At 36.3% G+C, this 18,766-nt stretch carries 18 protein-coding genes and 2 pseudogenes; 8 read left to right on the top strand and 12 right to left on the bottom strand.

Annotated elements, in window-relative coordinates; translation table 11 throughout:
* Together GZA11_RS17020 and GZA11_RS04390 are read left to right on the top strand one after the other, a co-directional pair.
* Positions 1-90: IS3 family transposase (locus tag GZA11_RS17020; protein ID WP_328822053.1), on the top strand; the 90-nt coding region annotated here is incomplete at its 5' end.
* Positions 91-178: 88 nt separating this feature from the next.
* Positions 179-1,426 carry a TrkH family potassium uptake protein gene (locus GZA11_RS04390; RefSeq protein WP_163183046.1) on the top strand — a complete coding sequence of 416 codons (1,248 nt, stop codon included), beginning with the start codon at positions 179-181 and terminating at the stop codon, positions 1,424-1,426.
* Between the two features lie 214 nt (positions 1,427-1,640).
* On the opposite strand, the pseudogene GZA11_RS16610 reads toward GZA11_RS04390, so the two are convergent.
* The 8 genes and pseudogenes from GZA11_RS16610 to GZA11_RS04360 all read right to left on the bottom strand — a co-directional run.
* A pseudogene (locus tag GZA11_RS16610) lies at positions 1,641-1,949 on the bottom strand (DDE-type integrase/transposase/recombinase); the annotation flags it as partial.
* A 97-nt stretch (positions 1,950-2,046) separates the two neighbouring features.
* Entirely contained in the window at positions 2,047-2,442 is a 396-nt protein-coding gene (locus tag GZA11_RS16605) for a hypothetical protein (RefSeq protein WP_235924839.1), read from the bottom strand.
* Positions 2,443-2,620: 178 nt separating this feature from the next.
* Positions 2,621-2,848 carry an HTH domain-containing protein gene (locus GZA11_RS16600; protein ID WP_328822029.1) on the bottom strand — a complete coding sequence of 76 codons (228 nt, stop codon included), beginning with the start codon at positions 2,846-2,848 and terminating at the stop codon, positions 2,621-2,623.
* A 117-nt stretch (positions 2,849-2,965) separates the two neighbouring features.
* Positions 2,966-3,340, bottom strand: coding sequence for a DUF2294 domain-containing protein (locus tag GZA11_RS04380; protein WP_038537292.1), 375 nt, complete (start codon positions 3,338-3,340; stop codon positions 2,966-2,968).
* A gap of 328 nt (positions 3,341-3,668) precedes the next feature.
* A complete protein-coding gene (locus GZA11_RS04375) occupies positions 3,669-4,163 on the bottom strand; it encodes a carbonic anhydrase (RefSeq protein ID WP_163183044.1) in 495 nt (164 codons plus the stop codon).
* A gap of 76 nt (positions 4,164-4,239) precedes the next feature.
* Complete coding sequence (locus GZA11_RS04370) at positions 4,240-6,864, bottom strand: DUF2309 domain-containing protein (RefSeq protein ID WP_163183042.1); 2,625 nt, start codon at positions 6,862-6,864, stop codon at positions 4,240-4,242.
* A gap of 14 nt (positions 6,865-6,878) precedes the next feature.
* The gene (locus tag GZA11_RS04365; RefSeq protein ID WP_163183040.1) at positions 6,879-8,396 is read right to left on the bottom strand and encodes an NADH dehydrogenase subunit 5; all 1,518 of its coding nucleotides are present in this window, start codon (positions 8,394-8,396) and stop codon (positions 6,879-6,881) included.
* Between the two features lie 554 nt (positions 8,397-8,950).
* A pseudogene (locus tag GZA11_RS04360) lies at positions 8,951-9,454 on the bottom strand (recombinase family protein); the annotation flags it as partial.
* A 126-nt stretch (positions 9,455-9,580) separates the two neighbouring features.
* Here GZA11_RS04360 and rfbC point away from each other — a divergent pair.
* From rfbC to GZA11_RS04330, 6 genes are all read left to right on the top strand, one after another.
* Positions 9,581-10,141 (top strand): dTDP-4-dehydrorhamnose 3,5-epimerase, encoded by a 561-nt coding sequence (rfbC, locus tag GZA11_RS04355; protein WP_163183038.1) that lies wholly within the window; start codon positions 9,581-9,583, stop codon positions 10,139-10,141.
* Positions 10,142-10,143: 2 nt separating this feature from the next.
* Complete coding sequence (rfbD, locus tag GZA11_RS04350; RefSeq protein ID WP_163183036.1) at positions 10,144-10,992, top strand: dTDP-4-dehydrorhamnose reductase; 849 nt, start codon at positions 10,144-10,146, stop codon at positions 10,990-10,992.
* 4 nt (positions 10,993-10,996) lie between these two features.
* Positions 10,997-11,977, top strand: a complete 981-nt coding sequence (gene rfbB, locus GZA11_RS04345; RefSeq protein ID WP_163183034.1) for a dTDP-glucose 4,6-dehydratase — start codon at positions 10,997-10,999, stop codon at positions 11,975-11,977.
* Positions 11,978-12,100: 123 nt separating this feature from the next.
* A complete protein-coding gene (locus tag GZA11_RS04340; RefSeq protein WP_163183032.1) occupies positions 12,101-12,832 on the top strand; it encodes a sugar phosphate nucleotidyltransferase in 732 nt (243 codons plus the stop codon).
* A 34-nt stretch (positions 12,833-12,866) separates the two neighbouring features.
* Entirely contained in the window at positions 12,867-13,643 is a 777-nt protein-coding gene (locus tag GZA11_RS04335; protein ID WP_038541892.1) for a glycosyltransferase family 2 protein, read from the top strand.
* Positions 13,643-15,091, top strand: coding sequence for a CDP-glycerol glycerophosphotransferase family protein (locus GZA11_RS04330; protein WP_163183030.1), 1,449 nt, complete (start codon positions 13,643-13,645; stop codon positions 15,089-15,091). Before GZA11_RS04335 ends, GZA11_RS04330 begins: the two co-directional genes overlap by 1 nt.
* 201 nt (positions 15,092-15,292) lie before the next feature.
* On the opposite strand, the gene pseI is transcribed toward GZA11_RS04330, so the two are convergent.
* From pseI to GZA11_RS04310, 4 genes are read right to left on the bottom strand one after another with little or no spacing between them, the layout of a single operon-like run.
* Positions 15,293-16,348 carry a pseudaminic acid synthase gene (gene pseI / locus GZA11_RS04325; RefSeq protein WP_163183028.1) on the bottom strand — a complete coding sequence of 352 codons (1,056 nt, stop codon included), beginning with the start codon at positions 16,346-16,348 and terminating at the stop codon, positions 15,293-15,295.
* Positions 16,349-16,352: 4 nt separating this feature from the next.
* The gene (gene pseH / locus GZA11_RS04320; RefSeq protein ID WP_038537274.1) at positions 16,353-16,895 is read right to left on the bottom strand and encodes a UDP-4-amino-4,6-dideoxy-N-acetyl-beta-L-altrosamine N-acetyltransferase; all 543 of its coding nucleotides are present in this window, start codon (positions 16,893-16,895) and stop codon (positions 16,353-16,355) included.
* A gap of 10 nt (positions 16,896-16,905) precedes the next feature.
* Complete coding sequence (pseG, locus tag GZA11_RS04315; RefSeq protein ID WP_163183027.1) at positions 16,906-17,985, bottom strand: UDP-2,4-diacetamido-2,4,6-trideoxy-beta-L-altropyranose hydrolase; 1,080 nt, start codon at positions 17,983-17,985, stop codon at positions 16,906-16,908.
* Positions 17,982-18,728 (bottom strand): cytidylyltransferase domain-containing protein, encoded by a 747-nt coding sequence (locus GZA11_RS04310; RefSeq protein ID WP_038537271.1) that lies wholly within the window; start codon positions 18,726-18,728, stop codon positions 17,982-17,984. Before GZA11_RS04310 ends, pseG begins: the two co-directional genes overlap by 4 nt.
* Positions 18,729-18,766: the final 38 nt, after the last annotated feature.

The raw sequence follows: 18,766 nt of genomic DNA, 5'->3' as shown, positions 1-18,766 counted from the left end.
ATGACGTACTACAATCATTATCGTGGACAGTGGAATTTAAAAAAGCTGCCGCCTGTAAAATACAGACAGCAGCTTCAACAAGTTGCCTAGGCTTTTTTAAAATGTCCTTTACAAAGGGTACACTTTAACGTTATCTTTAGGTTTTTTCTTCCTGATTATTTTAGGAACTTTATTGCTCATGCTTCCATTTGCTACAAAGGATAGACATCATCTTTCTTTTATTGATGCTTTATTTGAAGCTACTTCAGCTGTTTGTGTAACTGGGTTAGTTGTAGTTGATACTCAATCTACATTTACCTTATTCGGTCAAATTGTATTGATGGTATTAATTCAAATAGGCGGTCTTGGTTTTATGACAGTTGCAATACTTATTGCTTTATTTCTTGGAAAAAATATTGGTCTAAAAGGTCGACTTATGATTCAAGAATCCTTAAATCAGCTTTCATTAGAAGGAATGGTTAGATTAGTAAAGTTCGTTGTCTTTTTTACATTGTTGATTGAAGGTCTAGGAGCAGTGATACTCGCAATTCGTTGGTCTTCTGATTTTGGATTTCCACAATCTATTTTTTACGGCATATTTCACTCTATTTCAGCATTTAATAATGCAGGTTTTGATATTATGGGTGGATTTAAAAGTATAACAGGGTATGTTGGAGATGTTACTGTTATTTTAACATTAAGTTCATTATTAATTATCGGTGGTATTGGATATACGGTTATCGTAGACTTATTGAAAAAGAAATCATTGAGAAAACTTTCTTTGCACTCAAAACTGGTTTTATTGGTTACTTTAATACTTAATGTTCTTGCTACAATACTAATTTTTGTATTGGAATATAATAATCCTGGAACTTTAGGTAATTTATCTTTTAAGGATAAACTACTGGGAGCTTTTTTCCACGGAGTTGTTCCTAGAACAGCAGGCTTTAACTCCTTAAATATGCCTGATTTAACACTAAGTACCCAATTTGTAACTATGTTTCTTATGTTTATTGGAGGAGGGTCGGGAGGTACCGCAGGAGGTATAAAGGTGACAACATTTGTGATTTTAATCCTTGCTGTTTGGACTCTAATCAGGGGTAGAGATGAAGTAAATATTTTGGGTAAAAGACTTCCTAACGATATAATCTTTAGAGCCTTTTCAATCACAGTTTACTCCACTGCTATCGTGTCTTTAGTCATATTTATTTTAACAATTACGGAAGAAGCGCCTTTAAATATGATACTATTTGAAGTTATCTCAGCTTTTGCAACCGTTGGAATGTCCTTGGGGTTGACTACTGAATTAAGTCCAGTTGGAAAAATATTAATTTCACTTATGATGTTTATTGGTAGGGTGGGACCACTTACAATTGCCTTTGCACTGGCTAGAGCTAATAAGAAATTGCCATATAAATATGCGGAAGAGAAGATTATGATTGGTTAAAACATAATTTTATCTTAATAAAAATAGAGAATTTATTAAATTTAATCGAAATTGTAAAATTTATACTTAAACTATAGGGGGCTTTAATAAAATAAGCATATGTATTTAATAAAGGCTGAATATACAAGATTTAATGCATTACTTGTATATTCAGCCTTATTTTCCATTCAAAAAATATACTGCCATTAGCGACATTTCTTAATTGCCAAATACATGTTTTGACCGTGCTAAAATTAACTTCATCTTTGAAGTGACCAAAGAAGGATTCTTGAGGTGCATTATCCCAACAGTTGCCTCGACGTGACATGGATTGACCAAGTCCCTGTTTCTTTAATAATTGTTGATATTTAGGGCTTGTATAATGTGATCCTTGGTCTGAATGAATAAAAGCGTCTGGGTGAAGTGGAATTCGCTTATTGCGAATTAGCTTTTCAATCGTGATAATAGCGATATCTAATGTAATACGATTTGATACATGGTAGGCTAAAATTTCGTTTGTAGAGGCATCTTTTATGGTTGACAAATAAGCCATACAATTTCCGTTATATGGCAAATATATGGCAAATAAGTGATATCTGTTAAAAGGACTTTTCCAGGAATCTCTTGCTTAAACTCTCTATTTAATTTATTGGGAACAACGCTATGTTCTTTCGTTGCCTTTGCGATTTGTTTATAAGGATTCGGTCTACGATGTGAACATACAATCCCATACTTCCGCATAAGTTACGACTCATCACACATTGATAATCTTGTTCTAATGTCATTTTAATCGAACGTGACCCCTTCTTATACCCACGTCGATTAAATGCTTTTAAGATGATATCGCGTGCTTCTAAATCTTTCTGTTCTCTCACTTCACGCTTTTCTTTCGCTTTTAAGAAGCTATAATATCCTGAACGTGAAACATTTAAGAGTTCGCAAAAATAAGTCACCATACGTTTAAATGGAAACTGAGTTAGTGTATTTGAAATAAGTTGAAATACATTATTTATGCTTAGTTTTCGACTGCTGCTCAACAGCCTCCTTTCTGTCGCGTCGAGCTTTTTTAATAATTCAACTTGTCCTTCTAAGAGCTGAATACGAGCAGCTTGTTTTTCAATGACTTCTTCAGGTGTTAATTCACGCTTTAATGGTCTACCTGATCCAGATTTACGAGTATCTGTTAATCCAATTAATCCATCCTTTTCATAGGCTTTACGCCAACGATAGCCAGATTGTTTCTATCCGTTTGATTCCAATGATTTCTTCATCAAATCCATGTTCATTAAAGATTTGTCTTGGAGTTTTCCCTGCTAAATATTCATCAATAAATTTACGTTTAAATTCATCTGTATAGATAATCGCACGTTCACTAACTTGTTGGACATTTGGATTTTTTTGAAGCTTTTGAATCTCTTTTGGTGAAAATAAAATTTTACTCATATTCAGCACAAACTACTTCCTTACTCTTAAATGTTTAGTATATAAAAAATACCTGTAGTTAGCACTCTTTTTTTCAAGTGTCCTAACTACAGGTACCACTTTAATAAACACTTTCACTTATTTTTTCATAAAAAGATTTTTCTCAAGATCATTAAATAATTTAAATACCATTACTCGTTCGCCAGTACGAGAGCTTATATCAGTATGAAAACTTTTCACTTTTTCTCCAGTTATAGTTAATATAATATTCTTAAGATCTTCTATACCTGATTCAACTAATTCCGAACGAGTTTTCTTTATAGTTAACAGTCCCTCTTTTGTTTTACAAACGGTATATTCAGCTGGTGTTAAAATACCTTGTAAATTCACAATTATCATATCCCGTAAAATATCTGTTTTAACAGATATAGACCCACGCCCAAGAAAGTCTTTTTCCCATTGAGTAATTGCCTTACTTATTTCAGATTCATAAGAACCTTTAGATATTTTCATAAACTATACATCCCCTATAGAACAAAAAATTAGTCTATTACTTCCTGCACTAGCTATTCAAAGAGGGAGACCAAGTTCATCCATCCCATTCTTTCTTTTTTCCAGAGAATTTCTAAGGGAGTAAGCTATCTCGCTCTATCTCTCCAGAAAAAGTCCCTAACAGGTTTGTATTGATCTTATTAGGGACTTTCATAGAAACATTTAAGAACTTTTTAAAAGGTTGAACAATTGTCCGCTGTTTCCCAGGCATTGTGGATAGAACTGCCTTTTTCCCATGTATGGGTGCATAGAAGTTAAATTCCCCTACCGTTTCAAAATGAAAGTGTGATCAGGTAGGAACCTCCACAATTGAGGGTTTTCCATCCTTATTATTAACTATTAAACCACAAACTTTAACATAAGACGGTACTAAAGGATGGTGACGAATGACATCAAGACTCTTTTCGATACTGTCAATGATATTTTCATTTCCATTTAGCCATTCTTCAACCGTACTACCTGAAAATTCAGGCATACAATTTTGAAAAAGATAGTCCAATGTTTGTATTTTGTCTTTCATTGATTCAAGTTGAGTTAGTACATTAACTGTGGCAGTCCTCTTATCTTTTGTTCCTACAACAAAAATCTCCTCAACATTTTCCTGATAAATAGCAATGATAACAGACCTCATTATATCCCCATAAGGATGTGAGATTAAGGTACCATAGTTTTGTATAGTCAGCATGTTTTCCGCTCGAATATTAGTCACTTCTTGTAAGATAGGCTCCAACCCGTTTTCAATGTCCGTTAAAAATAATACTTTTTTATTTTTATCTAAATTCATATAGTACACCCCTTCTTTATTTTTATGAATTTTTTGATGGAGTAACAAATCATTTGATAAATGTTTATTTTAGCAGTTACCAGTTTTCCCAACGTCCTTCTGGATCAACACTAGCAAGTCGAACCCATCCATTTTGAACTTTTTCTCGAAATACTGAATCATTATTTAATAACCGTTTTACATATTCACTAGGTGCTTGGATGACAATCAGCAAACGAAGAGGAGAATGATAAGCTTCGTGATCTGATTGCATAACGGATTGCCAAGGTAGTCCGGCTAACAAGTCACTTGCATTCCCCTGCATAACACCGAGACCTGCTGTAACGGTTTGAGTTGCTTTATTTCCACTACCATAATAATGAGGTGCTACCGTTGAAGCGTAATATTGAAGATTAATCCATTGGGCCACCGTTCCTGGTCCTGCAATGATGTTAGCTAGGAGATCACCACTTTCATCCTGATTCCAATCATAATTATGAAGGAAGGCTCTACCTTCCAAGTCACAATCCTGAGTTAGTTCACGTTGACCGATAATAAAAGCGGCATTACGAGCTAATCCCCATTCCGGACGTATCTCACTCCAATCTTCCGCAAATCGGTGTGCCTCAGCCTTCGGATTTTTAAGTTTCTTTTGGAAATTCGGTAATTGGGCTAGACGTTCTGCATTTGCTTTATGGCTCACTTTCGGCATAATAGCTTCGATACGATCAAATGCTTCTTGTGCAGCCTCGGAAAGCTCAGGAACATAAATCCAGTGTAATTCATCCACCGTTGTTTTATGCTCAGCGGCTACGAAAACGGTGTCCTCAGGGATTTTAATTCCTTCAGAAGAAAGCTCTTCCCTTACCTCAGGAAGGTTGCATAAAGCAGCTAAAACTCTAGCATTGAATCCACCTGCCGCCCCACCGCAGGCACCACAGTCGAGAGCAGCAGCATAGGGGTTGTTGGTACTTTTACTACCATGTCCGCATATTACGACTAATGGTGCGAAATTCTTTGTTAACCCCATCATTTTCAGAGCCTGGCGCGCATAATTCACTTTTTCTTCTTCTGAAAAACCAAAAGGTAAATCTGTTTCTACATGATGAATTCGATTAAGTGAGAGAGTTGTATTAGGTTTACGTAACCAAATGTCACGAAGACTACAAATTAGACGGTCTGTTCCTCTTGGAATAAAACTACGTGCTACCATTTGCAGACTAAGCCAAGGTCCACTTAGCTCAGGTAAAAGTAAGCTCGCTAGTACATTCTGTTTCATCGTTTTAAATGTATTGCTTAAGGAATTAACTGCCTGTTTACGTTGTTGATATGATTTGAGTTCATTTTCATCAGCTGTCTCTTTTATTTTATGCTGAGGCTTTAGTATAACAGGCAAGGAAGAATGACTGTGATTACACCCGAGTTCACTTGTTTCAATCGGTAAGCCAAAGAAACCTGCAATTCCAATCGTTTCAAACGGACCTTCTTTTTCAAGTTGACGACGAAAAGGTTCTGATCGTACATCAATGCAGAATGCTAATTGAGCCAATGCAGATTTTTTATCGTTGGTCTCACGTTGTTTAGAGAATATTTTCTGTCTTAGTCGATCTGTGTATGTTTGCTCCCAAGCTTCTAACCAAAGTTTCCTGCGAAGCTTCTCATCAAAGCTATGGGCAAATGATAAATATTCGTTTTGTACAGCGACTGACATCTGTGACCATTCCTCGATTGTAAGTCCCCCCCAATGGACCCAAGATGCTATAAGAGGAGTAATCAAAACTCTTTTCTCAGATCGTTGATTGGTCAAAGGTAAGTAAGGTTTTATAAGCGCCAACTCCATAGAAATTCGAACTGCTAAATATTCTGTTAGGAGTGCATGTTCATGGCTCGATTGTCGGGAGCGCCAAAGCATCATCCCTGCCCACCCAGGTAAGGAAAGTAAATGACCTTCAAGATAAGTCTGTATCTCTGATTCAGGTATTTCTAGTGCGGATAACGCTTCTTTTAAAGCCATATGTGCCTCTTGTGGCCAATCTTTTAAACTTTCACGTTGCTTTTTACTAAGTGCCGGATCATATTGAATCAGACGCTGCCAGGCACGATAGAAACCTTCCTCACGATTTGGCATTGTCCAACCTGCCTGAGAGTCATCAAGATATAATTTACACCACTTGATGACATGATAATCAAGAATATCGATTAACCTTTCACCATCTTTATTCTCTATATGTGAACTTATTGGTTGCATTGGAAAATTCTCGATATTATCCGTATTCAGTCCACTAAATTCACCTACCAATTTCTCCAGCTTGCGTGATGATAAAAGGTTAGAAGGTAATGGATCTAATTTCAGAGCAGCATGACAAAATCGTTCTGCCACGTCCCGTGGGATATTAAAGGAACGTGAATCAAGCCAACGCTGGAGCCCCATTTTCACATAGACCTCATCAATCTCACCTTTACTCTTTGCCGAAAGGATCATAGACGCACTAGGGTATATATCAACATCACGAGTATTTTTTAACCAATCTGCAACCTGGTCAAAAGATTGCTTTTCAAGTCCCATCCATGGATTACGTGCTGCAAATGTGGAAATAGGCCAAAGAGGTGCAATCACTCGGCTAGCAGATTCAACTAAAACGTTAATATCACTTTCTTGAAACTCAATATCTGTATCTTTGTTTTTTACATTCTCTTTCGTTAATACGGATGTTACGCCCATCGCTGATTATCTCCTTATGATAAGTATTGTTTAAGGTAGTTTGGATGACTCTCTACTGACTTTGGTTTTGCTTCACTTAATCGTACTAACCAAAGATAGAGTATTGCGAAGGAAACAGATGAACGATTACGAGCAACCCACGTACCTAAAGCACTACCAAATAGTAAGAAACATACGACAATGATGACAACTAACATTGGAGGTTGAACACTATGAAAAACGGTTGTATGCAACCACTCATAGAAGAGGTTATGAATGATAAAATAAACGATGGCAGCTCCTCCTAAAAATGATAAACCAGCAATTCGACCAATTTTCCCCTTTCCAAAAGCTACGAGCTGTGTCCAAGAAACGGACAATGACCACCCTAAGATTAGCGCACTAATCAATCGATACCTCTCACCAGGAGCCATGACCCAAAATGCAACCCCTATAACTAAGGCTAAAGTCCGACCAGTCATGATCCATAAATAGGATGACCTTTCATTAACGCGAGTCGATACTTCGAAACGACGTACTGCCGAACCAGCCTGTAAAAACAGCGTAGCTTTGAACAAACCATGTAAGATAAGATGAATAATGGCTGCTATATACGCACCTAATGCACACTGAATGAGCATAAACCCCATTTGTCCAATCGTGGAGCCTACTAACTGACGTTTATAGTCAACCTGGACTAAACTAATTCCAGATCCAATCAATACAGAAATGCTTGCAAGAATAAGTAGCATAATCGAAGCTATATCACCATTAAAAAGAGGTGAAAATCGAGTTAGTATAATCCCTCCTGCATTTACTATACCTGCGTGCATAATCGCAGAAACAGGAGTCGGAGCAACAACAGACTCAATTAACCATCTTTGGAAAGGCCACTGGGCTGCAGGAATTATTACTGCTAATATAATCAATAAATTAATCCCTGTTCTCTCCCATGATTCAAGTTGAGCTAAACTATCATTTGTTAGAGCTAATGATAGCTGCCATTGACCTGTGACTTGAAAAAGCCAAATCATCGCGAATAACAGAGAAAACCAACTTAACATAAATAATCGACCAGCAACCTTGGCTGCTTGACTAGTTACTTTCCAATCACGGTTTAGCCTTATAAGTAAGGTTAAACCGACGAGAGTTGCTCCCCAAAATATAACCATTAAGCGGAGATCACCACTTAACCATGCAATTGAAGCAACAACTGTAGTGAATGTGAAAAGGGTAAAATACTTACGATAATGGCGATCTCCCATTAAGTAACGTACAGAAAAACGTTGAATGATTAAACCAATTGCAAGAACAAAGAAAGCCATTAACCAAGCTAAGGAATCCAAGGACCAAGGACCAACACTTCCATTCACACTAGTATTAGCAAGAGACACTAAGGAAACCATGGGCGGTAAAGCCACGATACAAATATGAATACGAACAAAACTCAAGGGTACTCGTGGATGTAAAAACAATAGTCCACTTAGCCCAGCAGCAATAAGCACAATAAAAAATAATGTTAAAAATGATGACAAACTCAGCGAAACCATCATTTCAAATTCTCCCTTTTTATGACATTTACCGTACAAAAAATCCTTTTAATTAAGGTGATTTTATTTCTAGATTATTTACTTCTTTTATTGGTTAAATGTTATTTATGAATAAAAAAAGCCGACAATTTCAATAATTCAATGATGATTTTAAATCATTGAATCTTGCAAATTGTCGGCTTCACTTCAACTAACTTCATGCAAAGTTTTTTGAAGAGCTACCTTTTTATAGATCAGTTTACTTTATGTTTTAATTTCCTTCTAAAGAAAACATTGGTTTAACTTTTATTTAGTCCTTTGATTATGAAATAAATCGATTTACGTTACTCTTCCTTTTTTATTTAGGATACTTTTTCATCCATTCAAAATTAAATATTTAATATTAAATATTTAATTTTAAATGGATGCTAAAGGCCTAATTATTTAAAAAGGGTAAAATCAACATCTGCCGATTGTTAAGTTAAGTATAAGATATGCCAAATTTTAAAAATTGTCAACAAGAAAGCCCCCATTTACAATTTCGATGGACTGTCCCTTAATGGAATAAGGGCTGATTATTAGTTCCCTTCCGATAGCTTTCTATATAATGAAGCCCTAGACACATTTGTAATTTCACATATTTGATTTACAGTCATACCTCCTTCTTTATATAGCTTTACAGCATAATTCATTCCTGCGTGATTTTTATGATATTTCTTTAACCGACCTTTAAACTTTCCTTCTTTCTTAGCCAGCTCAATCCCTTCACGTTGACGCATACGGATAAGGTCTCTCTCTAGTTGGTTAACACCAGCCATTACTGTAATTAAGAATTGGCTGTATGGATTATTTTCTGATAAATCTAGCCATGTATCCTTGAGTGATTTTAAGCTTGCCTTTTTACTTCGTATTAAATCAATCAATTCAAATAAATCCTGCGTACTACGAGTGATCCGAGTTAAGTCTGTAACATAAATAATGTCACCTTCCTGTAAATCCTCTAACATATTTTGAAGTTACTCACGATCTTTTGTTGCTCCAGAAACTTTTTCTTCAAAAATAATGTCTATTCCAATTTCGTGTTTATGGATCAACAGACATAAGGTCTTTTTTTGTTTTCGAATTGGAGAAGTATCTAGCACAAGCACCCAAGACAAGTGTTATCAAAACACAGATTTGCTGCATACATTAAAAGGAGGTGTTGTTCATTGAATATAAAGGAAACTCACTTGCCGGGTGTAATGCTTATCGAGCCAATGGTATTTAGTGATCAGCGTGGATGGTTTATGGAGTCCTATAATCAAAAAGTGTTGGAACAGGTTGGAATCAACATTCATTTTGTTCAAGATAATCGTTCCTATTCAAAAATGAAAGGTACACTTCGGGGATTACATTATCAATTGGAGCCTAAAGCGCAAGCAAAGTTAGTTACATGTTTAAAAGGAGCCATATTTGATGTGGCGGTAGATATTAGAAAGAACAGTCCTACGTATGCCAAATGGGTTGGAGTCACTTTGAGTTCAGAAAACAAACGACAACTGTTCATTCCAAAAGGGTTTGCCCACGGGTTTCTAACATTGACGGATGATGTCGAAGTTCAATACAAGGTGGACGAATTCTATGCGCCAGCATATGATCGGAGCATTCGTTGGAATGATGAAACAATTGGGATTAAATGGCCACTACCGATGACTCCCATTTTGTCTAAGAAAGATGAATGTGCTCCTCTTTTATCAACAGCAGAAATTAATTTCTTTTATGGTGAATGATGATGAAAATTCTAGTTACAGGTTATACAGGACAACTTGGATCTGACGTGTTTTTAGAAGGCATTCATCGTGGGTATGAAATGATAGGGATTAGTTCAAAAGAGGTAAATCTTGTGAATGAACAGTTGGTTTATGACTATATAAAAGCAGAAAATCCTGATGCCATTATTCATTGTGCTGCGTATACGGCTGTTGATCAAGCTGAAAAGGAAAAGGAACGTTGCTGGGATATTAATGTAAATGGGACAAGATACTTAGTCAATGCAGCAAAAGAAATTCAAGCAAAATTTATGTATATAAGTACGGATTATGTTTTTGAGGGAATTGGTGACATACCGTATAAAGAGACAGACATAACCAATCCGGTTAATTATTACGGACGTTCCAAGTTAGAAGGTGAAAAAATCGTTCAATCCCATTTAACAGATTGGTTCATTATTCGAATATCTTGGGTTTTCGGAAGAAATGGACGCAACTTTGTAAAAAGCATTTTAAAGTTAGCCGAAAAGACGGATGAACTTAATATCGTCGGAGACCAGATTGGTTCCCCCACTTATTCCCTTGAGCTATCTCGCTTATTGTTAGATATGATTGGAACAGATAAATATGGAATTTATCACGCTACCAATGAAGGGTATTGCAGCTGGGCTGAATTCGCTAAAGAAATTATTCGATTAACAGGAAAAAATGTAAAAGTGAATGCGATTAAAACAGAAGAATATCCAACCCTAGCCGTTCGACCTAAAAATTCACGCTTGTCCAAGCAAAAACTTGTGGAAGCAGGCTTTCGTCCACTATCCCATTGGAAAGAGGCTGTAAAACATTACTTAGATTCTATGGAAAAGAGGTGATGGAATGGAAACCATAAAGATTTTGGTTACTGGTGGCGCCGGTTTTATTGGAGGCAATTTTGTTCAATATATGGTTAATAAATATCCCCATTACCATATTTATAATTTAGATGCATTAACCTATGCTGGGGATCTTTTAAAACACCGTGATATTGAAAAAAAAGAAAACTATCACTTTATTCAAGCAAATATCATAGATCGAAAAAGGATTTTTTCTATTTTTGAAGGGTTCAAGTTTGACTATGTTGTTCATTTTGCTGCAGAAAGCCATGTAGACCGTTCTATTCGAGATCCAGAAATTTTTGTCCGAACCAATGTCTTGGGTACACAAGTGCTATTGGATGCAGTGAAACAATTTGGTGTGACAAAATTTATTCATGTTTCCACAGATGAGGTCTATGGTGAGCTGGACCTTGATCCCCATACTTTTTTTACAGAAGAAAGCCCTCTTCAACCAAATAGTCCCTACAGTGCAAGTAAAGCAGCATCCGATTTATTAGTTCGGTCCTATTATGAAACCTATCAAATTCCAATAAATATTACTCGCTGTTCTAATAATTATGGCCCCTTCCATTATCCTGAAAAATTAATCCCTTTAACGATTTTACGTGTATTAAACAATAGAAAAGTCCCGATTTATGGGGATGGAAAAAATATTCGTGACTGGCTCTATGTAATGGATCATTGTCAAGCTCTCGATATGATCCTTCATCAAGGGAAAATTGGAGAAGTGTATAATATTGGCGGTCATAATGAACGAACCAATATAGAAGTGGTGAAAACCATTATTGATCATTTAGGAAAATCTGAGAATTTAATTGAATTTGTACCGGACCGTTTAGGACATGACAAGCGATATGCCATCAACCCTGCAAAATTAGAAAAACTTGGCTGGAAACCCTTTTATACCTTTGAAACAGGAATTGCACAAACCATCCAATGGTATGTAGATAACAAGTGGTGGTGGGAGAGATTCGACCTATAAGATACCCAATTAAATGAGTAAAAGGACCACTTTCTACAAGAAGGACTGAAAGTTGTACCATTTCAGTCCTTCTTTTCATAACATGAAATGTAATAAAAAATGTACTGAAAGGATGGTTAAAGGATGAAGGGTGTTATTCTAGCTGGTGGAAAAGGAACACGCTTAGATCCGTTGACTAGGGTAATTAATAAACATCTGCTGCCAATTGGCCCTTATCCAATGATCTATTGGCCGATTAGGCGATTAAAACAGGCAGGGATTTCTCAAATTTTGATTATTACGAACCGTGAAGATATAGAGTCGTTCAAAAAAGTGTTGGGTTCTGGTGAGCAATGGGGAGTTAACTTGTTTTACCAAATTCAAAATCAAAAAGGGGGAGGAATCGCCGATGCTTTAGCATGTGCGAAGGATTTTGTCGATGATAAATTTGTTGTACTCTTGGGTGATAATTTATTTGATGAAAACTTACGTCCAATGATTGAAGAGTTTTACAAAGAAGACAATAAAGCGAAAATTTTATTAAAAGAGGTGAGAGATCCAGAAAGATATGGAGTCGTGTCATTTGATGAAAACTCTCATTCCATTCACTCGATTGTTGAAAAACCAATAAATCCACCTAGCAAGTATTGTGTAACTGGTATTTATCTTTATGATGTCGATGTATTTAATGTGATTCAGGAGTTGGAGCCATCACCACGTAGGGAGAAAGAAATTACAGATTTAAATAATTACTATATTAAGAGAAATGAATTATCGTATGATGTGTTAAAAGAATGGTGGCTTGATGCTGGAACACACGAAAGTCTATATAAAGCTAATTACCATTACTATGAAGAAATACATGATACGGAGTAAATTGAAAAAACGAGACCAAGTAGAGGTGAAAAAAGTGCCGAAGATATCTGTCATATTAACAAGCTATAATAAGCACGAATATGTGGCCCAATCGATAAAAGCCATCTTAAGACAGACTTTTACTGATTTTGAATTATTTATAATGGATGATAATTCAAATGAAGAAACATTAAAAATGATAGAGCCGTTTCTTAAAGATAAACGGGTGAAATTTTTCAAGAGTAATATACAAAGCATGCAGGAAAGAGTAGAAAAAACGAGATATGCGGTTCTGATTAATCAAGCTTTGGAAATGGCACAAGGAGAATATATTGCCTATGCGACAGATGACAATTTTTTTCATAAGGAAAAGTTTAAAAAACTTACGGAGTTTTTGGACAAGAATCCTCATGCAATGGTTGCATACACTGCTTCTAAAACAAGTTATTTAAATGATGAGGGGAAAATCATCCGATCTATTATTAGACCGGCAAACAGTGTTACTTGGCTTGCTCCTTGTATGATTGATCATTGTTCCATTATGCATCGTCGATCGATTCTCCCTGTCATTAAGGAAAAGTTTGGCTCCTATTGGGATGAAAGTCCAGAATTTTACCGATTAGGAGACGCTAGATTTTTTTGGAGAATCAACCATTTTTGGCCCTTTTATCCTGTTAATGAAATCTTGGATTTTAATTATATTACTCCTAAATCCATACATGCTCAATTATTTCAAGAGGAACCAGGAGAATTTGCTAAATTACTTCCGCCGCAAAGAACATGCCAGGAACTAAGAGATATATTAAGAAAGATAAAGCGGGTGAATAAATAATGAGTATCTATCTCAAACATTATTGGACATTGTACAAGGAATTTATAGACATATTTCAACATCTAACCTATCACAATATCCCAATTGCTTTATTAACCAATTTCTATCAACAAATTGATGATAAACTCAAACGTCAAATGGAAAATGAACAATTTCAGTCGGAATTAACCATTCCTCTTTTGGAACAAAATCAGATTCAGCCCTATTTTGATCATTGGATGGATAAAATAAAGAAAAACGATGACATTAAAAAGGAGCATGCAGGAAAAATTTTAGTCCATTACAATTATTCAAGAATCAGTGAATGGACTTATCGTACCCTATTTGATCCTGCAAAAACCATTATAGTAGCCCGGTCGAGACAATCCCATTTATTTGGAATCCCTTGTGAAAGTATGGATAATTACCAAAAAGATCTTAGTGAAATTTCAGATGAACTTGTAAAAAATGCGCGTCAGCTTTTTCAGAAATATTCAGATCATCCCGCCTATGGAAATGAATTCTTTCAATCTACTTTCTTAAACCGAATCCCCCAAATTGTAACCGCGATTCATTCATCCTTTCAACTATTAAAAAAGCATTCCATTTCCTTTATTATTTTAGGAACGACCGAAGATGTCATTAGCAGAGCACTTGCTATTGTAGGGGCTGCGAAAGGGATTCAGAGTATCTGTTTGCAGCATGGAATATTAATGGGGGAAGAAGCCTTTATGCCCGTTTTTACGACAAAAGTTGGTGTATATGGTGAATATGAAAAACATTGGTACATCCAAAGAGGGGTCAAAGAAGACTGCATTGCTCCCATAGGTCACCCGAAATATGATGATATTTTTCGTTATACTTCTAAAAACAAAGCTGATTTTCTTAGAAAGTTAGGACTAGACCCCAGAAAAACAGAGTTTATTAAAAAATTCGGATTAGACCAGAAAAAAATAACTCTACTTGTTATTACTAGTACTAGTATCGATAATAAAAGATTTAAAAAGCTTATTGAAAATCTAGCAACGGATCCTAAATTTCAAATTATTATTAAGCCACATCCGTGGGAGATAGGGAAAAATAAACTCGAAACTTATTTGGAGCTTGAAAAGAGATTTCCGACTGTTAAAACCTATACAGCGAAAGGGAACATTCTGTTTGAAATGTTGTCACACGTAGACGGAGTAGTATCCACCATGTCTACAGTCGTCACTGAAAGCCTACTTTTTCAACAACCTGTATTTATTTACAATTTTATGATCAGTAATCGGACATATGATTATTATGATCAGTTAGGTGAGTTTGTGCAAACAGATCCTGATCAACTTTATCAGCTCATACGAGAATATTATCAATCAAAGAAAAAAAGAGATACGTATCGCCAAATAAGACACCAATATTTATCTACAACTTATAATGATGGAACTTCAGGAAAGAAATTAATGGATCTCATTAATAGACTCACTTGAAATTCTCCTAAATAAAAAAAGTAAGATTTCATCCTATCACAAGATGTAATCTTACTTTTTTATATGATAAGAAATATCTACTTTTTCTAGTGGCGAGACGCTTTCTCTCTTCGTCCTACGATAAGTCAACATGCCTCTAGGGCTCTTCGTATTTCCTCTATTTCAGTTGGAGAGTCTCTAGGTCATACGCCGCGTCTACGCTTATCTTTCTAGCATTTCCCAGTTTAATGGAGTTCCGGCTTGGATATCTTTTATGACTTTTTTTCCTAATACTTCTTCGTAATATTTTGGGGCCAATCCGTTGCCTGGTCTGATGACTTTTATATTTTCCGGTGTTAAAATATCTCCGCTTTTTACATTTTTCGTAATGTAGATGGAACGTCTGAAGATGGTGGATTTCTGTTCGGTTTTTGTTGGCCCATATGAAACTTTACCAAGTGATAGCCAAGCCCGTTCAGATTCTTCCACTAAAGCTTTCATTTCTAACGGCTCCATGGAAAAGGCGGAGTCTACTCCTCCATCAGCTCTTCTTAACGTAAAATGTTTTTCAATGACCGTGGCACCGAGTGCTATACTAGCGACAGCCACTCCAATTCCCATTGTATGATCAGACAGTCCTACTTGACATTGGAATAAGTCTCGCATATGAGGAATGGTCATGATATTCGTATTTTCAGGTGAGGCAGGATAGGTACTGGTACACTTTAGCAGTACTAAATCTTTGCATCCGGCACTCCTTGCAGCATGGACCGCATCAGTTAACTCTTCTACTGTTGCCATTCCTGTAGAGATGATTAAAGGTTTTCCTGTTGCTGCGACTTTTTTAATGAGTGGTATATGGTTATTTTCAAAGGAGGCTATTTTATACATTGGGACATCTAACGTTTCTAAGAAGTCTACAGCAGTTTCGTCAAATGGAGTACTAAAGGGGATCATCCCCCATTTACGAGCACGTTCAAAAATGGGTTCGTGCCACTCCCAAGGGGTATATGCTTCTTGGTAGAGCTTGTAGAGACTTTTTCCCTTCCATAAACTTTCTTGGTCTTCAATTTTAAATTCACCGTGGTCCATATCGAGTGTCATGGTATCTGCTTTATAGGTCTGAATTTTTAAGGCATGTGCCCCCGATTTTGCCGCTTCATCAACAATTTCAAGAGCGCGCTCCAATGATTGATTATGATTCCCTGACATTTCTGCAATAATAAAAGGAGGATGACCTGGCCCTATTGATCTACTTCCAAGCTTTATCTCTTTCATACAATCAATCACTCCTTTGTACATAGGGGATGTTTAATTGTTTTTTATGGTTCACCCAATCTTCTTCAAATAAAGCAAAACGAATCACATCGATGAACTCTCCATCCCTGATAATTTCTTTGTTAAAGTAACCTTCTTGACTAAATCCTAGTTTTTGATGTAATTTAATGCTTTTTTTGTTAAATGCTAATACTTCTCCAATCACTTTTCTAAGTTTTAAATGATCAAATACAAAGTCTAAGGCCAAAGAGCACATGATGGATCCCGTTCCTCTAGGGGCAGTTTCCTCTCCTACATAGAAACCCCAAAAACAAGTTTGATGTTGCGGATTTATCTTGAAGGAGACAAGGCCCAATGGGGTGTTTTGATTCATAAATATCCGATAAACACTGGATTGATGTTGTAACACATTCTCAAACCACTCCAAGTGCTGTTCATAAGATATAGGAGTAGAATGGAACATATTGAGGCGAATCTCTTCTTTATTTCTCCATTTAAAGAGGATGTCTTTATCCTCTTCCTTTAACTCTCTTAAAAAGTAGTTCATACATGTCACCTTAACTCATTAATTCATTTAACATTTTTGCTTGATGAAGGGGGGCATCTTTGAACATGAGATTTGCCCGTTTGGACATGTCTACTCGTTCCTGTTCATTTTCAATCAAATTTTTTAATTGGCTTGTGATCCTATTTGTATTGACTTCTTCTCTTTTTCCCAAGTATTTGATGACTTTTAATTTGGCAAGATTCTCGCAAATTTTTTCTTGATTCGCAGCAATACTGATAACAATGGAAGGAAGTCCGAGAAATAAACGTTCCCATGTTGTTGTCCCGCCTGCTCCAATGGAAAGATCCGCTTGGTGCATCATTTCTGCTATGTTTCTTACTTCACAATGAAAATGGAGATTTTTATGCAACCTACAAAGGGAAGAAATTTCATGCTTATAACGATTGGACTGTCCGATGACCACATCTGCCTCAATATCAGGGCGGTTTAAGTCTAAGAAAGCGGCAATTGCCTTGCTCGTTTCATTGGTTTGATCAATCCCACCAAAGAATATAAATATTCTTTTTACATGGCCGCTTCGGATCCACTTTTCTGGTAAAAGGTTGAAAAATTCGTTTCTTAATAGAGCGTAGTTCGGGCCAAGAAAGAGTTTGCAATGGGAAGGGACAAGGCCATGATAACGTTTGAGTTCGAGTGCAAGATCATTTTGATCTAATAAAAAATCACAATCATGCCGGCGATCCGCTAAATCATCAATGACCATAATTTTCTTTGCTATAGACCGAAAACAGCTTTCCCAATCCGCATGAATTCCATAGTGATCGACAATTAATAGGTCGATCTTTTCATTTTTTACCAACTCTTTTGTTTGCTTGGCATCGGTTAACAAAGAAACTCCCAGCCACTCTTTATGGGAGGAGAAATGGATTGTTTTTTTTGGAGGGGCGGGCAGTTTAAGTACTTGATATCCCATCGATTCAATCAAACTACATAAATGTCCAGGATGCTCACGGCAAATAAACTGAACATTTGCCCCTTTACCCCTCAGTCTTTCTGCTAAAGTTAAACACCGCATCACATGACCCGTACCGATGGCGATCGATGCATCTACTCTAATAAAGACATTCATTGGTTATCCTCGATTAATTTTTGTTGAATATGACGATTTTCAGATAGCCAATCTGGTTGTTGTTGCAATAATTGAATGATATCTTCTAAATGAAAACATTCCATCTTCTGGTGATGAAAGGTTTCAATGATTTTCTTTATGAGCGAAAAATCTTCTTCGGTATCGACGGTCAAGCGGATGGAACTATAGTTCGTGTCATTTGTCACATTTCCCAATTGGAATTTTTCAGGATGAAGATAAATATATGGGGTGACATGTTCCCGATAGGCTGGTTGATCTGCCTGATGATAGGCTTGCTCTAAAGCTTTCATGGAAAAAACCTCAGTGTCTAATCCACGCGGATAGGTTCGGTCTAATGTATTGGATACATAATCATATTTCGTTGGGTCGGATAAAAAAAATGAAATTATTTTATCAATGATATGGGGATCAATTAAAGGATTGTCTGCGGTAAGACGGATGACTAAATCAGCTTTGTAGTATTGAGCTGCCTCGTAATATCTGGATAACACATCTTCTTCCGACCCGCGAAAATAATTTACTTTCAACCTATTGCACAAATCAATAATAGGTTGCTCTGTTGTTTTTATCGACGTTGCAATCACTATTTCATGGATCAGCTTTGATTTTCTAACTCGCTCAATTAGGTATTCAAGAAGAGGTTTGCCGCAAACTTCTTTCATTACTTTCCCGGGAAGTCTAGTCGACCCCATTCTGGCTTGGATGATCGCAACTACTTTCAAAGGATCACTTCCTTCATCATATGACAATAAAACATGAT

The organism is Neobacillus sedimentimangrovi (assembly GCF_010614825.1).
In the GTDB taxonomy this organism is placed as follows: Bacteria; Bacillota; Bacilli; order Bacillales; family Cytobacillaceae; genus Neobacillus; species Neobacillus thermocopriae.
This window is presented reverse-complemented; position numbering and strand designations above follow the sequence as displayed.

Excerpts from the sequence above, each read along its gene's own strand:
- GZA11_RS04390 (WP_163183046.1), top strand. The coding sequence starts at position 179 with ATGCTTCCATTTGCTACAAAGGATAGACATCATCTTTCTTTTATTGAT.
- GZA11_RS16600 (WP_328822029.1), bottom strand. The coding sequence starts at position 2,848 with ATGAGTAAAATTTTATTTTCACCAAAAGAGATTCAAAAGCTTCAAAAA.
- GZA11_RS04380 (WP_038537292.1), bottom strand. The coding sequence starts at position 3,340 with ATGAAAATATCTAAAGGTTCTTATGAATCTGAAATAAGTAAGGCAATT.
- GZA11_RS04375 (WP_163183044.1), bottom strand. The coding sequence starts at position 4,163 with ATGAATTTAGATAAAAATAAAAAAGTATTATTTTTAACGGACATTGAA.
- GZA11_RS04370 (WP_163183042.1), bottom strand. The coding sequence starts at position 6,864 with ATGGGCGTAACATCCGTATTAACGAAAGAGAATGTAAAAAACAAAGAT.
- GZA11_RS04365 (WP_163183040.1), bottom strand. The coding sequence starts at position 8,396 with ATGATGGTTTCGCTGAGTTTGTCATCATTTTTAACATTATTTTTTATT.
- rfbD (WP_163183036.1), top strand. The coding sequence starts at position 10,144 with ATGAAAATTCTAGTTACAGGTTATACAGGACAACTTGGATCTGACGTG.
- rfbB (WP_163183034.1), top strand. The coding sequence starts at position 10,997 with ATGGAAACCATAAAGATTTTGGTTACTGGTGGCGCCGGTTTTATTGGA.
- GZA11_RS04340 (WP_163183032.1), top strand. The coding sequence starts at position 12,101 with ATGAAGGGTGTTATTCTAGCTGGTGGAAAAGGAACACGCTTAGATCCG.
- GZA11_RS04330 (WP_163183030.1), top strand. The coding sequence starts at position 13,643 with ATGAGTATCTATCTCAAACATTATTGGACATTGTACAAGGAATTTATA.
- pseI (WP_163183028.1), bottom strand. The coding sequence starts at position 16,348 with ATGAAAGAGATAAAGCTTGGAAGTAGATCAATAGGGCCAGGTCATCCT.
- pseH (WP_038537274.1), bottom strand. The coding sequence starts at position 16,895 with ATGAACTACTTTTTAAGAGAGTTAAAGGAAGAGGATAAAGACATCCTC.
- pseG (WP_163183027.1), bottom strand. The coding sequence starts at position 17,985 with ATGAATGTCTTTATTAGAGTAGATGCATCGATCGCCATCGGTACGGGT.